Here is a 17087-nt window from a genome sequence, read left to right on the forward strand (position 1 = left end):
AAGATCTACTAGGTGAGGGCTCCCGCCGCTGCGGCGGGCGCTGTCACCGCGACGTCCCCGGCGCGGTCGTCTCCTGTCCCGTGCGGGCGAGCACGACGGCCCGGGCGTGCGCGATCGCGCGGGGTGTGTCCGGGAAGACCAGGCCGTCCCGGCGCAGCTGCTCGGCCACCCCCAGGGCGGTCAGCACCTGATCGTGGCCGGGGACGATGCCGGAGAGCAGCACCGTGATCCCCCGGTGCCGCAACCGCACGATGGCGTCGCCGAGGACCTGCGCGCCGGTGGCGTCGATGGTGGACACCCGGGACATCCGCAGGATGACCACCCGGACGTCGGCGACGTCCGAGAGCTGGAGCAGGAAGGTGTGCGCCGCCGCGAAGAACAGCGGACCGTCCAACCGGTAGGCCACGATGTGGTCGGCGAGCAGGGCGTGCTCCTCGGCGCTGTGCTCGCCGGCGTCCAGCGGCACCTGCTCCACCCGGGCGGTGCGGGCCACCGCGCGCAGGGCGATCACGATCGCCACGCCGACCCCGACCGCCACCGCGGTGACCAGGTCGAGCGCCACGGTGACCGCGAAGGTGAGCACGAGCACCAACCCGTCGCCCCGGGTGGCCCGCGCCATCGCCCACAACGACCCGGCCTCGACCATGCGTACCGTGGTGGCGAGCAGGACGCCGGCGAGTGCGGCGAGCGGGATCCGGCCCACCAGCGGCGCGGCGGCGAGCACGATCGCCGCGAGCGCCACGGCGTGGGTGAGGGCGGCGAGCTTCGAGCCGGCGCCGGCCCGGACGTTCACCGCCGTACGGGCGATGGCGGCGGTGGCCGGAATCCCGCCGAACAGCGGTGACGCCAGGTTCGCCAGGCCCTGGCCGAACAGTTCCCGGTCGGGGTCGTGGCGCTGGCCGACCGTCATTCCGTCGGCCACGGTGGCGCTGAGCAGGCTCTCCAACGCGGCCAACGCCGCCACCGCCAGCGCCGACGGCAGCAGCACGCCGACGGCGCCCAGGTCGAGGAAGCCCAACGACGGCGCGAGCAGCCCCTGCGGCAGGGTGCCGATGCGGGGCAGGTCCACCGGCGCGACCTCCACGACGATCGTCGCGACGGCGACGCCCAGCAGGGAGAACGGCACGCCGGGCCGCCACCGCGCGCCGACCAGCATCAGCGCGGCCACGCCGAGCGCGACCGCGAGCGGCGCCGGTCGGGGATGCGCGACGAAGCGGGCCACCGCGTCGGCGGCGACCGCCCACACCCGTTCGCCGTGCGCGTCGACGACACCGAGGGCCGCCGGGACCTGTTGCAGGGCGATCACCACGGCGATGCCCGCGGTGAAGCCTTCGATCACCGGTGCCGGCAGGTAACGGACGTACCGGCCGAGTCGGGCGATCGCGAGGACGATCAGCAGGACCCCGGCCATCGCCCCGACCATCAGCACGCCGGTCGGCCCGAACTGCTGCACCACCGGCACCAGCACCACGGTCATCGCCCCGGTGGGACCGGACACCTGGAGGTTGGAGCCGCCGAAGACCGCCGCCACCGCCCCGGCGACCACGGCGGTGACCAGGCCCGCCTCCGCGCCCAGACCGGAGGTGACCCCGAACGCCAGGGCGAGCGGAAGGGCCACCACCGCCACGGTCAGGCCGGCGAGCAGGTCCCGGCGCGGCGTGCGGCGGACGGCCCGCCAGTCGGCGCGCGTCGGCAGCAGCCCGCCGACCCGGTCGCCGATCGCCGCGAGCGCGGGACTCACCGGTCGGGCCCGTCGGCCCGCAGCTCGCCGAGGAGCCCGTCCCGGTCGGTCAGGACCGCGCCGAGGATCCGCCGCCCGGCGGCGAGCAGGTCGGCCACGTCCGGGGTGCTGAGCGCGTACATGACCAGGGGGCCGTCGCGGTACGAGGTGACCATCCCGGCGCGGCGCAGCACGGCGAGCTGCTGGGACAGGTTGGACGCCTCGACGTCGATCGCCGCCAGCAGGTCGCGGACCGGTTTCGGCCCGTCCTGGAGCAGTTCGAGCACCCGGATCCGGACCGGATGCCCGAGTGTGCGGAACAGCTCCGCCTTCGCCTGGTACAGCGGCACCGACATGCGCGCCCACCCTCCCCCACGCCAACCATGAAGACTTTAGCACTTGTGAAAATCTTCAAGTCAGGTCTCCCAACCTGGCCGAGAGGCCAGGAATCGCGGGGTCAGTTGACCGTGCGCAGGACCGGGTGACGGGTGAGGGCGGTCGGGTCGAGCGGGGTCGGCGCCCGCACGGTGAAGGTGGCCGACTCGCCGGGCAGCAGGGTCACCAGCGCCTCGTCCACCGTGGCCGCCGGGTCGAGGCGGTCCGGGAAGAGGGTCAGGTCGCGCAGGACGGTCACCGCGGTGACCCGCACGCGCTGCCCGTCCTCGACCGCCTCCACCGTCGCGTCGAAGCGGGCCGCCGGCCAGTCGGCGTCCCGGTCCTCCGCGAAGAACCAGAACGCCCGCTCCGCGCTCGCCCCCGCGTCGACGACCAGCAACTCCCGCACGGCCTCGTCCGGCCGGGCCAGCTCGGCGGGCAGCGGCACCGTGACCGAGGAGCCCCCGGGCACCGTCAGCTCGACCGACGTCTTCCCCCGCGGCTCGCCGGCCAGGGTCAGCCGGGTCACCTGCGCCGTGGCCCGCCACTCGTCGCGGCCGTCGTTGACCGCGACCAGGGCCAGGCCGCCGTCGCGGGGCTGCACGGTGAGCAGCCGGTCGGCGTACGCGCGACGCAGCGCGTACCAGAGCGGCTTGCGCCGGCCGTCGCCGTCGACCGCCGACCAGGAGGTCACCGGCCAGCAGTCGTTGAGCTGCCAGACGATGGTGCCCATGCAGATCGGCCGGAGCGCGCGAAAGTGCTCGACGCCCAGCTGGATCGCGCGGGCCTGGTTGAGCTGGGTCAGCCAGTGCCAGTCGTCGAAGTCGGTTGGATCGGGCAGGTGCGCCGCCAGCCCACGCCGCAGCTTCGCGTCGCCGTCGGCCGCCTTCTGATGGTGGGCCATGCCGGGCGAGTCGGGGGCGAGCGGCTCATCGGAGAGCGAGCGGCGCAGCGTCGCGTACGCGGGCGGCGCCTGGTAGCCGAACTCGGCGACGAACCGGGGCAGGTAGGCCCGGTACTTCGTGTAGTCGTCGGTGTTCCAGACGTCCCAGATGTGCGTCGTGCCGTGCGCCGGGTCGTTGGGGTGCCGGTCCTCCCGGCCCGACCAGGGGCTCCCCGGCCAGTACGGGCGGGTCGGGTCCAGCTCGGCCACGAGCCGGGGCAGCAGCTCCAGGTAGTAGCCGCGCCCCCAGGTGCGCCCGGCCAGCGACTCCTGCCAGCCCCAGTCGTGCCAGCCCCAGATGTTCTCGTTGTTGCCCGTCCAGAGCACCAGCGAGGGGTGCGGGGTCAGGCGGCTGACCTGGTCCCGCGCCTCGGCCTCGACCTCGGTGCGGAACGGCTCCTCCTCCGGGTAGGCGGCGCAGGCGAACAGGAAGTCCTGCTGCACCATCAGACCCAGCTCGTCGGCGACGTCGTAGAAGTCCTCCGACTCGTACCGGCCGCCGCCCCAGACGCGCAGCAGGTTGACGTTGGCCTCGGCGGCCTGGGCGAGTCGCCCGGCCAGCCGGTCGCGGGTGATCCGGGTGGGAAACACGTCGTCCGGGATCCAGTTGACCCCGCGTACGACGACCGGCACGTCGTTGACGTGCAGCGTGAACGGGGTGCCGTGGGCGTCCGGCGTGGTGTCGAGGCGTACGGAGCGGAAGCCGATCCGCCGGGACCAGCTGTCGAGCGGCCGACCGTCCGGGCTGGACAGCGTCACGTCGAGCGCGTGCCGGGCCGGTGCCCCGTACCCCCGGGGCCACCACGGCTCCGGCTCGCGGACGGCGAGGGTCAGCACGGCCGCGCGCTCCCCCGCCGGGATCGTCGCCTCGGCCGTCGCGCCGGCCACCACGGCGCGGACGGTCAGCGGGGCGTCGCCGGCCCGCTCGACCTCGACGTGCAGCTCCACCCGGCCGTCGGCGCCGTCGAGGGTCACCAGCGGGCGGACGGTCGCCAGCCGGGCGGTGGACCAGACGTGCAGGCCGATCTCCTGCCAGATGCCGGCGGTGACCAGCGTGGGGCCCCAGTCCCAGCCGAAGTTGCAGGCCATCTTGCGGATGAACCCGAACGGCTCCGGGTAGGCGTTCGGCCGGTCGCCGAGCCGGTCGCGGTGCGCCTCGGCGTAGCGGTAGGCGGAGTCGAAGCGTACGGCCAGGGTGTTGTCGCCGGCGCGCAGCAGCGACCGCACGTCGAAGCGGTAGCCGCGGTGCATGTTCTCGGTGCGGCCGACCTCGACGCCGTTGACGCTGAGCGTGGCGACCGTGTCCAGGCCGGCACAGACCAGGTCGACCCGCTCGTCGTCGCCCGGCTCGTGCCGGAAGGTCGTCTCGTACACCCAGTCGGTGCGCCCGATCCAGGCGAGCCCGCGCTCGTTGTCGTCCACGAACGGGTCGGGGATCAGGCCGGCGGCGAGCAGGTCGGTGTGCACGCAGCCGGGGACGGTGGCCGGGACCACACGGTCGCCGATCGCGTCGGGGAGCTGCGGCCCGGGCACCGCCCGCAGCAGCCAACCGTCGTGGAGAGTTCGTCGGGTCACGATTCCACCGCGCCTTCCCGTGATACCCGCGGACGATCTGCCGCCCGCCGGCCAACAGCATGATCGACAACGCCGCGCTCGGCTATGCCTGCGGCGCTGCTGCCCTCAGCGGGACGCGGACGGGAACTCCTCAAGGTAGGCCTCGACCCGCTCCGCCGTCGCCGGCCGGGCCAGCGCGAAACCCTGCCCGTAGCGGCAGCCCGCCCGGTGCGCCCCCTCGACCTGCCCCGGCGACTCCAACTCCTCCGCGACCACCTCGACGCCGAGCCGGTCGCCGACGTTGACCACCACGTCGAGGAGCGGGCGCGGCGCGTCCGGAGCACCGTCGACCAGGTCCGCGCCGACCTTGAGCAGGTCGATCGGGAGCCGGCGCAACTGGGCCAGCGAGGCGTGCTCGGCGCGGAAGTCGTCCAGCGCCGTGCGGACGCCGAGGGAGCGCAGCCCCGCCAGCCGCGCCACCACGGTGGACAGCTCGGGGCCGATCCGCGGCTCCGCCACCTCGACGACCAGCCGGTCGGCGGGCACCCCGTACGCGGCGAGCACCGCCGCCGTGCGCAGCACGAAATCCGGCGTGGTCAGCTCGGTCGTGGTGACGTTGACCGCCATCCAGAGCTGGCGGCTCTCCGCGGACCACTCGGCGAGCTGACGGCATGCCCGGTCCAGCACCCACCACTCCAGCTCGCCCACGATGTCGAGGTCCTCCGCCACCGGCAGGAACTCGTTGGGCAGCACCGTGCCGAGCACCGGGCTGCGCCAGCGCAGCAACGCCTCGGCGCCGACCGGCGACCGGTCGGCCAGCCCGAGCACCGGCTGGTAGACCAGGTCCAGCTCACCCCGGGCGACCGCGCCGGGCAGCTCCCGTTCCAGGTCGAGCCGGCGGACGAGCTGCTCCTCCAGGAACGCGTCGTACCACTCGACGCGGTCCCGGCCGAGCTGGACCGCACGTCGCCGGGCCAGGTCCGCCTGGCGCAGCACGTCGTCCGGGCCGGAGCCGTCCAGCTCGGCCAGCCCGATGCTCGCCTGCACCCGGTGCGCGGTCGCGCCCAGCAGGTACGGCTGGGTCAGCGTGGCGAGCAGCCGGGTGCCCAGCGCGTAGGCCAGCATCGGACCGCCGGTCGTGATCACGGCGAACCCGGCGCCGTCCAGGGTGGCGAGCAGGTCTCGCGGGCCCACCACGGCCCGCGTCCGGTGCAGCGCCTCGGCCAGCAGGTCGTCGTCGAGCGTGCGCGTCCCCCCGTCGCCGCTCGACACGTGCAGGTCCACCACCAGCAGCGCCCCGCCCGGTCCCGCCTCCTCCGCCCGGACGGCGAGCACCCGCCGCAGGGCCGACCGGTCGACCAGGCCGGACGTGGCGGACGCCGGGCTCGGGTGGGCCGGCGGCGTCGCCGGGACGCTCGCCGACCGCGGGTCACGGCGGTGCGCGGCGGGACGGGTGGGCGCCGACCGATCGGCCGTGCGGAGCAGCTCGCGCAGCACGAGCGGCGGCACCGCCGCCAGGGCGAGCAGGAGGGTGGTGCGATCCGGCGGCAGGCCCGAGCCGAGGTCACCGCCGGCCGCCAGCGGGAGCACCACCGCCGGAACCACCGCCCGGGGCCACCTCGGCGCGGGACGCGCCGGCCCGCGACCGGTCGCCGCCCGCGTCGCCCCGGCGGCGACCAGCAGCAACCCCACCACCAGCGGCGGTACGGCCAGCAATCCCGGCCAGCCCACCGAAGCGGGCGGGAAGAGCAGCAGCAGGACCAGCCCGGACAGGACCAGAGCCACACCGCCCCGACCGACGGCCGCTCCGGCCCGCGGATGCGCCCCGGTCAGCGCGGTGAGCGCGACCGTGCCCAGCACGCCCAGCAGCAGCGCCACGGCCAGCCGGGCCGGAAACGGCACGCCCGAGCGGTGCAGCAGCAGCCAGCCGGCGAGGACCAGGGCGGCGGCGGGACCGATCCCGTCGGCGAGCCCGCGCAGGCGGGCCCGGACCGGCGGGTGTGGTCCGCCCGGAAGTCGGCGCAGCCCGGCGGCCGCGCACACCACGACGACGGTCGGCGCGGCGACGGCCACGGCCGGCGGCACCGGGTCGAGCAGCGGCAGGGCGGCCGCGGCCACCCCGGCGGCGACCACGCCCGCGTCGAGCAGCAGGACGGCGGCGCGGGTGGAGGTCCACGCCCGTCGGGCGACGCGGGTGCCGACCGCTCCGGGCCACGTGCTCTCACCCGGCTCCGGCGGCGCGGCCGGAGCCGGTCCGGCGGGCGTGGGCGGCCGGACGGCGAGCCGGGAGAGACGTACGCCGGCCAGCGTGGCGGCGGCGCCCACGGCGAGCGCGACCACGACCGGGGCGGAGAGCAGGCCGGTCGTGCCGGCGAGGACGAGCAGCGCGCCCGCCACGAGCACGGCGGCCTCCGGCACCACCGAGCGGGCGGGGGCGCGGTACGGGGCGGCGAGGGGCACGGCGGTCGCCTTCGTGAGGGGGGCACGGGGCGGTGCGGCGGAGCGGAGCGCCGGACCGGTCGAGTCCGGTGCCCAATCGTCGAAAACGATCCGCCGCGGGAGCCGGTTACGCCACCAGGTCGACCTGGGCAGTGACCCTCGTCACGTCGACCGCCGTGGTCACCCCGCCGGCCGCCCCGTTCGCGGCCCGCCGAGCAGGAGGTGGGATCATCGCGGGGTGAGCAAGCCCGATACCGTCCGCTTCCGGTACAACCAGGCGATCGTGGCCGCGTCGGTCATCGCCTTCGTCGGCGCGCTGCCGTTGGCCAACGCCGAGGTGTACCTGCTGCCGGTGCTGCTCGTCCCCTTCGCCGTCGGCGTCTGGGCCTGGCGGGCGGGCACCGACGCGGACGCGCGCGAGCTGCGCGTACGGGCGCTCTTCGGGCAGCGCCGGATCCTCTGGGACCAGGTGGTCGAGCTGACCAGCGACGGGCGGGGGCGGGCCGTGGCCCGGCTCGACGACGGGCAGGAGGTCGCCCTGACGGCGGTCCGCGCCCGCGACCTGCCCCGGCTGGTCTCGGCCACCGGCGAGACGCTGCCGGGCACGGCCGACTGAGACAGCCGGCCGCCCCGCCGCGTCCGGCCGTCAGTAGCCGTCGACCACCACGTTGCGCAGCTCCTCGCCGGCGGCGAACCGCCGCACCTGCTCGCCCACCAACCGGTAGGCCCGCGGCAGCAGCCCCCGCACCGAGCCGGCCACGTGCGGGGTGAGCAGCACATTGGGCATGCTCCACAGCGGGTGGTCGGCGGGCAGCGGCTCCGGGTCGGTGACGTCCAGCGCGGCGGAGATCCGCCCGGTGGCGAGTTCGTCGACCAGGGCGTCGGTGCGGGCCACCGGCCCCCGGGCGGCGTTGACCAGCAGCGCGCCGTCCCGCATCGCGGCGAGGAACTTCGCGTCGACCAGGCCCCGGGTCTGCTCGGTGAGGGGCACCAGCAGCACCACGACGTCCGCCTCGGGCAGCAGCCGGGGCAGCTCCTCGACACCGTGCACGCCCTGCTCGGGCCGGGCCGTCCGGGCGACCAGGGTGAACCCCACGTCGAACGGTGCCAGCCGGTCCCGCACCGCGGTGCCGATCGAGCCGGCGCCGACGATCAGCACCCGCTTGCCGGTCAGCTCGTCGGTGGGCGTGGCCTCGGAGTACGCCCACTCCCGCCGGGCCTGCGCCCGGGCGAACAGGGGGAACGCGCGCAGCTGGGCGAGGATCGCGGTGACCACCCACTCGGCGGTCGACGGGTCGTGCACCCCACGGGCGTCGCAGAGCGTCACCCCGTCCGGCATCGCGCCGACCCACGCGTCCGCACCGGCCGACAGCAGCTGCACCACCTCCAGGTCGGGCAGCTCCCGCAGGAGGCGGGTGGCGTCCGAGCCGGACAGGAACGGCGGCACCCAGAACCGGACCCCGGCCACGTCGGACGGGAGCTTGTCGGGATCCTCGGCGACCTCGACGGTGACCTCGGGCGGCAGCTCACCGAGGAGCGGCAGGCCGGTCTCGTGCGGAATCCATACCTTCACGCCCGCCGACGATAGCCGCCGCCTCGAACGTCCTGCCGGCGCGTCCCGAGGTGCAGGACCTGCCGTCCGGAGGACCGCGATGATCCGACCGCCCCGGAGCGGTGCTCCGGCCGACTACCCTGGGCCGGGTGAGCGCCCGTCCCCCGTACCCCCGCACCCGCCGCGTCCGGGCCGCCCTGGCGGCCTCCAGCGCGGCGCTGCTCCTGGCGGCGACCGGATGCAGCTTCGGCGAACCCGAGCCCGACCCGGCGGGTGAGCCCCCGACCTTCCCGACCCCCTCCGCGTCGGCGAGCGCCGGCGGGGCGGGCCAGCAGGTCGTCGCCACGGTGCTGGCGAAGGGCCTACGGGTGCCGTGGGCAATCGGCTTCCTGCCCGACGGCGGCGCCCTGGTCACCGAGCGGGACAGCGGCCGGATCCTGAAGGTCGGCCCGGAGTCGGGCCCGGACGGGCTGCGGGTCACGGTGGCCCACACCATCACCGACGTCGCCGCGGCGGGCGAGGGCGGGCTGCTCGGCATCGCCGTCTCCCCCAGCTACCAGCGGGACCGGACGCTGTTCGTCTACTACACCACCGAACGGGACAACCGGATCGTCCGACTCCAGCTCGACGGGGAGCCGACGCCCATCCTCACCGGCATCCCGAAGGCGGGTGTCCACAACGGTGGCGGACTCGGTTTCGGCCCCGACGGGCAGCTCTACGCGAGCACCGGCGACGCCGGCGACCGGCCGCGGGCGCAGGACCCGAAGAGCCTCGGCGGCAAGATCCTGCGGATCACCCGGGACGGCAAGCCGGCGCCCGGCAACCCGTTCCCCGGCTCGCCGGTCTGGTCGCTCGGGCACCGCAACGTCCAGGGCTTCGCGTGGGACGCCGGCAAACGCATGTACGCGGTGGAGTTCGGCCAGGACACCTGGGACGAGATCAACGAGATCGTCAAGGGCAGGAACTACGGGTGGCCGCAGGTGGAGGGGCGCTCCGACGACAAGCGCTTCGTCAACCCCCTCACCCAGTGGGCGACCGGCGACGCGTCCTGCTCCGGGCTCGCGGCCGTCGAGCGACTGCTGGTCACCGGTTGCCTGCGTGGCAAACGGCTGTGGGTGGTGGAGCTGACCGACACCGGCACCGTGCTCGGTCAGCCCCGGGAACTGTTGACCAACAAGTACGGGCGGCTGCGGGCGGTGGCCGCGGCGCCCGACGGTTCGGTGTGGGTGACCACGTCCAACCACGACGGGCGGGGTGATCCGACGCCGGAGGACGACCGGATCCTGCGACTGGTCTTCGCCGACGGCGGCGCCGGACGGAGCTGACCGGCGGCACCGGCGGCCCCGGCCGGCGCCCGCACCCCCGCCCTCAGGTTTGCCAAGATCCTTCTACGGGCAGGTCAGAATCTCAGCATGGACGGGCAGCAGAACGAGCAGGACGGCCACGGGACCGACGCCGGGGCGACGCCGACGGCCGGCCGCCGCCGGGTCGCCGCCGCGTGGCGTGCCCTGACCCGGCCCGGCCGGCGCGGCCCGCTGCGTCTGGTGGGGATGACGCTGGCGGTCCTGGTGGTCACCTTCGCCGGAGTGGTGATCGGTGTGCTGGCCGGTGGCCGGGTGGACACCGACATCGGTCCGTTCCAGGCGACCCTCACCCTCTCCCCCACCACCGACGGCGGGGGCACCACGGTGTCCATCCCGCCGCTCGGCGCGCTGCTGCTCGACAGCCACGACGGTCCGACCCACCTGACCGTCCGGCTGGGCGCGCTCGACCAGGGGCGCACGGAGGCGCTGATCGACGACCCGGCGAGCATCCAGCGGGCCAGCCAGTCGGCCGTCGAGGACGTCCGGGCGGGGGTGATGCGGCTCGGGCTGCGGACCGTCGCGTCCGCGGTGCTGGCCACCCTGCTGCTGGCCGCGCTGGTCTTCCGGGACATCCGCCGCACCGCCTGGTCCGGCGGCTTGGCGCTGCTCGTCGTCGGCGGCAGCCTCGGTGCCGCGGCCGGGACCCTGCGCCCCCAGGCGATCGAGGAGCCACGGTACGAGGGCCTGCTGGTCAACGCGCCCGCCGTCGTCGGTGACGCGCGACGGATCGCCAACGACTACACCCGCTACGCCGAGCAGCTCCAGCGGCTGGTCGGCAACGTCAGCCAGCTCTACACGACCGTGTCGGCGTTGCCGGTGTTCGAGCCGGCGCCCGACACGACCCGGGTGCTGCACGTCTCCGACATGCACCTCAACCCGACTGGCTGGCAGCTGATCCGCACCGTCGTCGAGCAGTTCGACATCGACGTGGTGATCGACACCGGTGACATCACCGACTGGGGCAGCGAACCGGAGGCCTCGTTCGTCGGCTCGATCGGGCTGCTGCGCCGGCCCTACGTCTACATCCGGGGCAACCACGACTCGGGCCGGACGGCGGCGGCGGTGGCCCGACAACCCAACGCGATCGTGCTGAACAACTCGACCACCACCGTCGCCGGGCTCACCATCGCCGGCATCGGCGACCCGCGCTTCACCCCCGACAAGAACACCTCCCCGGCCGGTAGCGGGCTCACCAAACAGGTGGCCGAACAGGTCATCGGGGTGGGCGAACAGTTGGCCACCACGGTGCGCAACTCGCCCCGGCCGGTGAACATCGCGCTGGTGCACGACCCCGCGTCGGCCGGGCCGCTCTCCGGCACCTGCCCCCTGGTGCTCGCCGGGCACACCCACCAGCGGCAGGTGTCCAAGCTGCCCCAGCAGCCGGGGCTGATGCCGACCCAACTGCTGGTGGAGGGCTCGACCGGCGGCGCCGGGCTGCGCGGCCTGGAGGGCGAGAAGCCGACGCCGCTGTCGATGAGCGTGCTCTACTTCGACAAGGACAAGATGCTCCAGGCGTACGACGACATCACCGTGGGCGGCACCGGCCAGGCCCAGGTGAGCCTGGAGCGGCACGTGGTGGAGGACCCGCGGGCGGGGCCACCGGTGCCGGTCACCCCCACCCCCACCCGCTGACGTTCCGCCCCGACCCGTGCGGCCCCGGCGACGGCGGTCCCGCCGGGCCCCTCAGCGCAGGGAGAGCGCGGCCAGGGCGGCGTTGACGATGCTGCCGGGCAGCAGGTCGTGCAGCTCGTACAGCTCCGCGACGCTGCCGGACTGGCCGAACTCGTCCACGCCGAGCGGCACCCCCGGGACGCCCAGGGCCGACCCGAGCCACGCCATCGCGTGCGACGCGGCGTCGTGCACGGTGACGATCGGCGACCGAGGGTCGAAGGCCGCGCGCAGCGCGCCCGGCACGCTCGGCACGGTCGCCGTGCGGACGCCCTGCCGCAGCGTGCGCTGCCACGCCCGGTAGAGCCGGTCCAGCGAGGTGATGTCGACGACGTGCGCGGCGATGCCCTCGTCGGCGAGCTCCGCCGCCGCGGCCAGCACCTCCGGCAGCACCGCGCCGGAGGCGGCGAGCTGCACGACCGGCGCGTCGGCCAGGTGCGGGTGGGCCTGGTGGGCGTCGACCAGCCGGTACGCGCCGGCGACCACCTGCCGGCGCAGCACCGCGTCGCCGAGGCGGGCCCGGGCCGCCTCGAACGGCGCCTGGTCGATCGGCCGGGTGCTGAGCCGGAAGTAGTACGCGCCGTCCTCGGCGGGGGCGGCCGTCGCGGAGGCCGGCGAGCCGGCGGCGATCTGGCCGAGGGCGTCGCAGAGCAGCCAGTCCAGGGTGACCGCGTACGCGGGCTCCACGAACGTCACCCCGGGCAGCTCCAGCCCGACGGAGGCGGTGATGGTCGACTGGTGGGCGCCGCCCTCGGGGGCCAGGGTGATGCCCGACGGGGTGCCGGCCACCACGAACCGGGAGCCGGAGTAGGTGCCGTAGAGGAACGCGTCGAGGCCGCGGAGCACGAACGGGTCGTAGACCGTGCCGATCGGCAGCAGCGGCTGGCCGGACAGGTCCCAGGCCAGGCCGAGCTGACCCAGCAGCAGGAACAGGTTCATCTCCGAGATGCCCAGCTCGATGTGCTGCCCGGACGGGCCCTCGGTCCAGCGCAGCATCCGGTCCTCCGTCCAGGACCGCCGCGCCGTCGGGGCGAACACCCCGGTCTTGTTGATGAACCCGGCGAGGTTGGTGGAGGTCGCCACGTCCGGGGCGGTGGTCACCAGATAGCGACCCACCTCCGGGTCCCGGGCCAGGTCCACCAGCACCCGGCCGAAGACCTCCTGCGTCGAGACGGGCTTGTTCGCGCGTACCTTGGTGGTCTCCGGAACGGTGACCCCCAGCGCCCGCCGGCGCGGCGCGCGGGACAGCGCCTCCCGGCGCTCGCCGGCCCGGATTCCGGCCGGGGTGGCCGGGTCGAGCCGGTCCCACTCGGTCTCCGGGGTCAGGCCGTGCGCGGCGCGCAGGGCGTCGACCTGCTCGCCGGTGAGCAGCTGCGAGTGGTTGCGCGGGTTGCCCGCGATCGGCAGGCCCCACCCCTTGACCGTGTACGCGAACACCACGCTGGGCCGGTCGGTGACCGCATCGCACTGGGCGTACGCGTCGAGCAGCGCCGCGAGGTCGTGCCCGCCCAGGTCGGTGACGAGCGGACCCAGCTCGTCGTCGGGGATGTCGGCGATGAACGACTCGATGCCGTCCGGCGCGCCGTCGAGGAACTGCTTGCGCAGCGCCGGCCCGGCCAGCCCGAACAGCGACTGGTACTGCTCGTTGGGCATCGCGTCGATCCAGTCGCGCAGCGCCGCGCCGCCCGGCCGGCCGTACGCCTCGGCCAGCCGACGGCCGTACTTGACCTCGACCACGTGCCAGCCGGCGGCCTCGAACTGCCCCCGCCACTGGTTGATCCGCACCCCCGGGACCACTCGGTCCAGGGACTGCCGGTTGAAGTCCACCAGCCACATCACGTCGCCGAGGCCCGTGGTGGCCGGGTCGGCGACCGCCTCCCAGATATTGCCCTCGTCCAGCTCGGCGTCGCCGATCAGCGCGACGAACCGGGACCGCGGGCGGGGGCCGAAGTGCGCGTCGACGTAGCGGCGGGTGGCCGCGGCGAACAGCGGGGCCGCCGCGCCCAGCCCGACGGAGCCGGTGGAGAAGTCCACCTCGTCCGGGTCCTTCGTGCGCGACGGGTACGACTGGAGGCCACCCCGCGCGCGCAGCGTCGTCAGGTACGGGCGGTCCAGGTTGCCCAGCAGGTACTGGATGGCGTGGAACACCGGAGAGGCGTGCGGCTTGACCGCCACCCGGTCGGCGGCGTCCAGGTGCGCGAACCAGAGCGCGGTCATCGCGGTGACCAGCGACGCGCTGGACGCCTGGTGGCCGCCGACCTTCACGCCGTCGCCGGTCCGCCGGTCGTGGTTGGCCGCGTCCACGATGCGGGTGGCGAGCCAGAGCACCCGCCGCTGGATCTCGTCGAGGACGTCGAGGTCGTGCTGGTTCACGGTGGCTCCATCCGGGCGTCGCCGTTGACGCCCACGGGGGTGGGGGTGGTACGACACCGGCCCTCGCCGAACGGCCACGGGGGCCGCGGCTCGGGCCGGGTCGGGTGAGGTCAGCCCTCGGCGCCCAGGCGCTCCAGGATCAGGGTGCGGACGGTCGCGGCGTCGGCCTGGCCGCGGGTGGCCTTCATGACCGCGCCGACCAGCGCGCCCGCTGCGGCGACCTTGCCGCTGCGGACCTTGTCGGCGATGGCCGGGTTGGCGGCGATGGCCTCGTCCACGGCGGCGGTGAGCGCGCCGGTGTCCGAGACGACCTCCAGGTTGCGGTTGGTCATGATCTCGGTCGGCGAGCCCTCGCCGGCCACCACGCCCTCCAGGACGGTCCGGGCCAGCTTGTCGTTGAGCTTGCCGGCGTCGACCAGGCCCTGCAGCTCGGCGACCTGCGCCGGGGTGGCGCCGATGTCGGCCAGGTCCACGCCGGTCTCGTTGGCCCGCCGGGACAGCTCACCCAGCCACCACTTGCGGGCGGCGGCCGGGGTGGCGCCCGCCGCCACGGTCGCCTCGATCAGCTCCACCGCGCCGGCGTTGACCACCGACTGCATGTCCAGGTCCGACAGGCCCCAGTCCTGCTGGATCCGCTTGCGGCGCAGCCGCGGCAGCTCCGGCAGGGCGGCCTTCAGCTCGGCGACCCAGGCGGTGTCCGGCGCGAGCGGCACCAGGTCCGGTTCCGGGAAGTACCGGTAGTCGGTGGCGGTCTCCTTGGACCGGCCCGGGGTGGTGTCGCCGGTGTCCTCGTGGAAGTGCCGGGTCTCCTGCGTGATCCGGCCGCCCGCGTCCAGCACGGACGCCTGGCGCAGCATCTCCGAGCGGACCGCCCGCTCCACCGACCGCAGCGAGTTGACGTTCTTCGTCTCGGTACGGGTGCCCCACTCCTCGCCGGGGAGGTTCAGCGACGTGTTCACGTCGCAGCGCAGCGAACCCTCCTCCATCCGGACGTCGGATACGCCCAGGGAGCGGATCACGTCGCGCAGCTCGGTGACGTACGCGCGAGCCACCTCGGGCGCGAGCGCACCGGTTCCCGGGATCGGCTTGGTGACGATCTCCACGAGCGGGATGCCGGCGCGGTTGTAGTCGACCAGCGACTCGGTCGCACCGTGGATGCGGCCGGTGGCGCCACCGACGTGCAGCGTCTTGCCGGTGTCCTCCTCCAGGTGCACCCGCTCGATGCCGATCCGCACGGTCTCGCCGTTCACCTCGACGTCCAGGTAGCCGTCGAAGCACAGCGGCTCGTCGTACTGGCTGATCTGGAAGTTCTTCGGCATGTCCGGGTAGAAGTAGTTCTTCCGGGCGAACCGGCACCACTCGGCAATCGAGCAGTTCAGCGCCAGGCCGATCCGGATGGTCGCCTCGATGGCCGCCTTGTTGGCCACCGGCAGCGAACCGGGCAGGCCCAGGCAGACCGGGCAGACCCGGGTGTTCGGCTCGCCGCCGAAGTCGGTCGGGCAGCCGCACCACATCTTGGTGCGGGTGCCCAACTCGACGTGGGTCTCCAGGCCGATCACCGGCTCGTAGCGCGCGACGACCTCGTCGTACGCGGGCAGCGTCGTCGTCATCGGTTCTCCTGCCTCACAGTGCCGGTGGGGTGAACGTGCCGACCGCGCTCTCCAGCGCGGCGGCGACCCGGTACATCCGGTCGTCGGCCATCGTCGGGGCCATCACCTGCAGACCCACCGGCAGCCCCTCGGACAGGCCGCACGGCACCGAGATGCCGGGGCCGCCGTACAGGTTCGTCGGGATGGTGAACAGGTCGGCCAGGTACATCTGGTACGGGTCGGAGGTGCGCGCCCCGATCGGGAATGCCACGAACGGGGTGGTCGGCGAGATCAGCGCGTCCACCTGCTCGAACGCCGCGGTGAAGTCCCGGGTGATGAGCGTACGGACCTTCTGCGCCTGTCCGTAGTAGGCGTCGTAGTAACCCGACGACAGCGCGTACGTCCCGATCATGATGCGGCGCTTGACCTCGGGCCCGAAGCCGGCCTCGCGGGTCAGCGACATGACCTCCTCCAGCGACCGGTTGCCGTCGTCGCCGACCCGCAGGCCGAACCGGACGCCGTCGAACCGGGCCAGGTTGGAGGAGCACTCGCTCGGGGCGATCAGGTAGTACGCCGGCAGCGCGTACGTGAAGTGCGGGCAGGAGACCTCGACGATCTCGGCGCCCAGCTTGGTGAGCGTGTCGACGGCCTCGCGGAACGCCGCCATGACACCCGGCTCGGCGCCCTCGCCCATGAACTCGCTGACGACGCCGAGCCTCACACCGGTCAGGTCGCCGGTCGCGCCGAGCTTCGCCGCCGCCACCACGTCGGGCACCGGCTGCGGGATCGACGTCGAGTCACGCGGGTCGTGTCCGGCGATGGCATGGTGCAGCAGCGCGGCGTCGAGCACCGTACGCGCGCACGGGCCGGGCGTGTCCAGCGACGACGAGAACGCCACCAGCCCGTAGCGGGACGTGCCGCCGTAGGTCGGCTTCGCGCCCACGGTGCCGGTGACCGCGCCGGGCTGGCGGATCGAGCCGCCGGTGTCCGAGCCGATCGCCAGCGGCGCCTCGTACGCGGCCAGGGCCGCCGAGCTGCCGCCACCCGAGCCGCCGGGGATCCGGCTGAGGTCCCACGGGTTGCGGGTCGGGCCGTACGCCGAGTATTCGGTGGAGGAGCCCATCGCGAACTCGTCCATGTTCGTCTTGCCGAGCATCACCGTGCCGGCGGCCCGCAGCCGCTCGACGATGGTGGCGTCGTACGGCGGCCGCCAGCCCTCCAGGATCTTGGAGCCGACGGTGGTCGGCACGCCCTTGGTGGCGAGCACGTCCTTCACCGCGACCGGCACGCCCGCGAGCGGCCCGAGCGGCTCGCCGGCCGCCCGACGCTCGTCCACCGCGCGCGCCGCGGCCAGCGCGCCCTCGCCGTCGACGTGCAGGAACGCGTGCACCTGCTCGTCGACCGCGGCGATCCGGTCGAGGTGGGCCTGGGTGACCTCGACGGCGGAGGTCTCCCCGCCGGCCACCAGCCCGGCGATCTCCGCCGCGGTCATTCTGGTCAGGTCGCTCAT

The 17087-nt window shown here is 74.6% G+C and carries 11 protein-coding genes; 3 read left to right on the plus strand and 8 right to left on the minus strand.

Translation table 11 applies throughout. The features are described from left to right. Positions 1–43: 43 nt before the first annotated feature. The 4 genes from GA0070620_RS14770 to GA0070620_RS14785 all read right to left on the minus strand — a co-directional run bounded on the left by GA0070620_RS14770 (position 44) and on the right by GA0070620_RS14785 (position 7052). On the minus strand, positions 44–1741 hold the full coding sequence (locus tag GA0070620_RS14770) for a SulP family inorganic anion transporter (RefSeq protein ID WP_091591225.1): 1698 nt from the start codon (positions 1739–1741) through the stop codon (positions 44–46). Then, a complete protein-coding gene (locus GA0070620_RS14775) occupies positions 1738–2076 on the minus strand; it encodes an ArsR/SmtB family transcription factor (RefSeq protein ID WP_091591228.1) in 339 nt (112 codons plus the stop codon). Before GA0070620_RS14775 ends, GA0070620_RS14770 begins: the two co-directional genes overlap by 4 nt. A 101-nt stretch (positions 2077–2177) precedes the next feature. Further along, positions 2178–4613, minus strand: a complete 2436-nt coding sequence (locus GA0070620_RS14780) for a glycoside hydrolase family 2 protein (RefSeq protein WP_091591230.1) — start codon at positions 4611–4613, stop codon at positions 2178–2180. Between the two features lie 105 nt (positions 4614–4718). Then, entirely contained in the window at positions 4719–7052 is a 2334-nt protein-coding gene (locus GA0070620_RS14785; RefSeq protein ID WP_091591233.1) for a bifunctional diguanylate cyclase/phosphodiesterase, read from the minus strand. Positions 7053–7269: 217 nt separating this feature from the next. Between GA0070620_RS14785 and GA0070620_RS14790 the strand changes: the two genes are divergently transcribed. After that, positions 7270–7647 carry a PH domain-containing protein gene (locus tag GA0070620_RS14790; RefSeq protein WP_091591235.1) on the plus strand — a complete coding sequence of 126 codons (378 nt, stop codon included), beginning with the start codon at positions 7270–7272 and terminating at the stop codon, positions 7645–7647. Between the two features lie 30 nt (positions 7648–7677). Here the strand turns inward: GA0070620_RS14790 and GA0070620_RS14795 are convergent, their stop codons facing one another. Beyond that, a complete protein-coding gene (locus GA0070620_RS14795; protein WP_091591237.1) occupies positions 7678–8604 on the minus strand; it encodes a 2-hydroxyacid dehydrogenase in 927 nt (308 codons plus the stop codon). Between the two features lie 128 nt (positions 8605–8732). Here GA0070620_RS14795 and GA0070620_RS14800 point away from each other — a divergent pair, with 128 nt between their 5' ends. Together GA0070620_RS14800 and GA0070620_RS14805 are read left to right on the plus strand one after the other, a co-directional pair. Further along, positions 8733–9908, plus strand: a complete 1176-nt coding sequence (locus GA0070620_RS14800; protein WP_091598794.1) for a PQQ-dependent sugar dehydrogenase — start codon at positions 8733–8735, stop codon at positions 9906–9908. A gap of 87 nt (positions 9909–9995) precedes the next feature. Beyond that, positions 9996–11579, plus strand: a complete 1584-nt coding sequence (locus GA0070620_RS14805) for a metallophosphoesterase (RefSeq protein WP_091591239.1) — start codon at positions 9996–9998, stop codon at positions 11577–11579. A 51-nt stretch (positions 11580–11630) separates the two neighbouring features. On the opposite strand, the gene GA0070620_RS14810 is transcribed toward GA0070620_RS14805, so the two are convergent. The 3 genes from GA0070620_RS14810 to gatA all read right to left on the minus strand — a co-directional run bounded on the left by GA0070620_RS14810 (position 11631) and on the right by gatA (position 17087). Next, positions 11631–13988: a transketolase-like TK C-terminal-containing protein gene (locus GA0070620_RS14810; RefSeq protein ID WP_091591241.1), complete on the minus strand. Its 2358-nt coding sequence runs from the start codon at positions 13986–13988 to the stop codon at positions 11631–11633. A 110-nt stretch (positions 13989–14098) separates the two neighbouring features. After that, positions 14099–15598: an Asp-tRNA(Asn)/Glu-tRNA(Gln) amidotransferase subunit GatB gene (gene gatB, locus GA0070620_RS14815; RefSeq protein WP_091591242.1), complete on the minus strand. Its 1500-nt coding sequence runs from the start codon at positions 15596–15598 to the stop codon at positions 14099–14101. Between the two features lie 13 nt (positions 15599–15611). Next, complete coding sequence (gatA, locus tag GA0070620_RS14820) at positions 15612–17087, minus strand: Asp-tRNA(Asn)/Glu-tRNA(Gln) amidotransferase subunit GatA (RefSeq protein WP_091591243.1); 1476 nt, start codon at positions 17085–17087, stop codon at positions 15612–15614.

Origin of the sequence: Micromonospora krabiensis (assembly GCF_900091425.1) — a bacterium.
Taxonomy (GTDB): Bacteria; Actinomycetota; Actinomycetes; order Mycobacteriales; family Micromonosporaceae; genus Micromonospora; species Micromonospora krabiensis.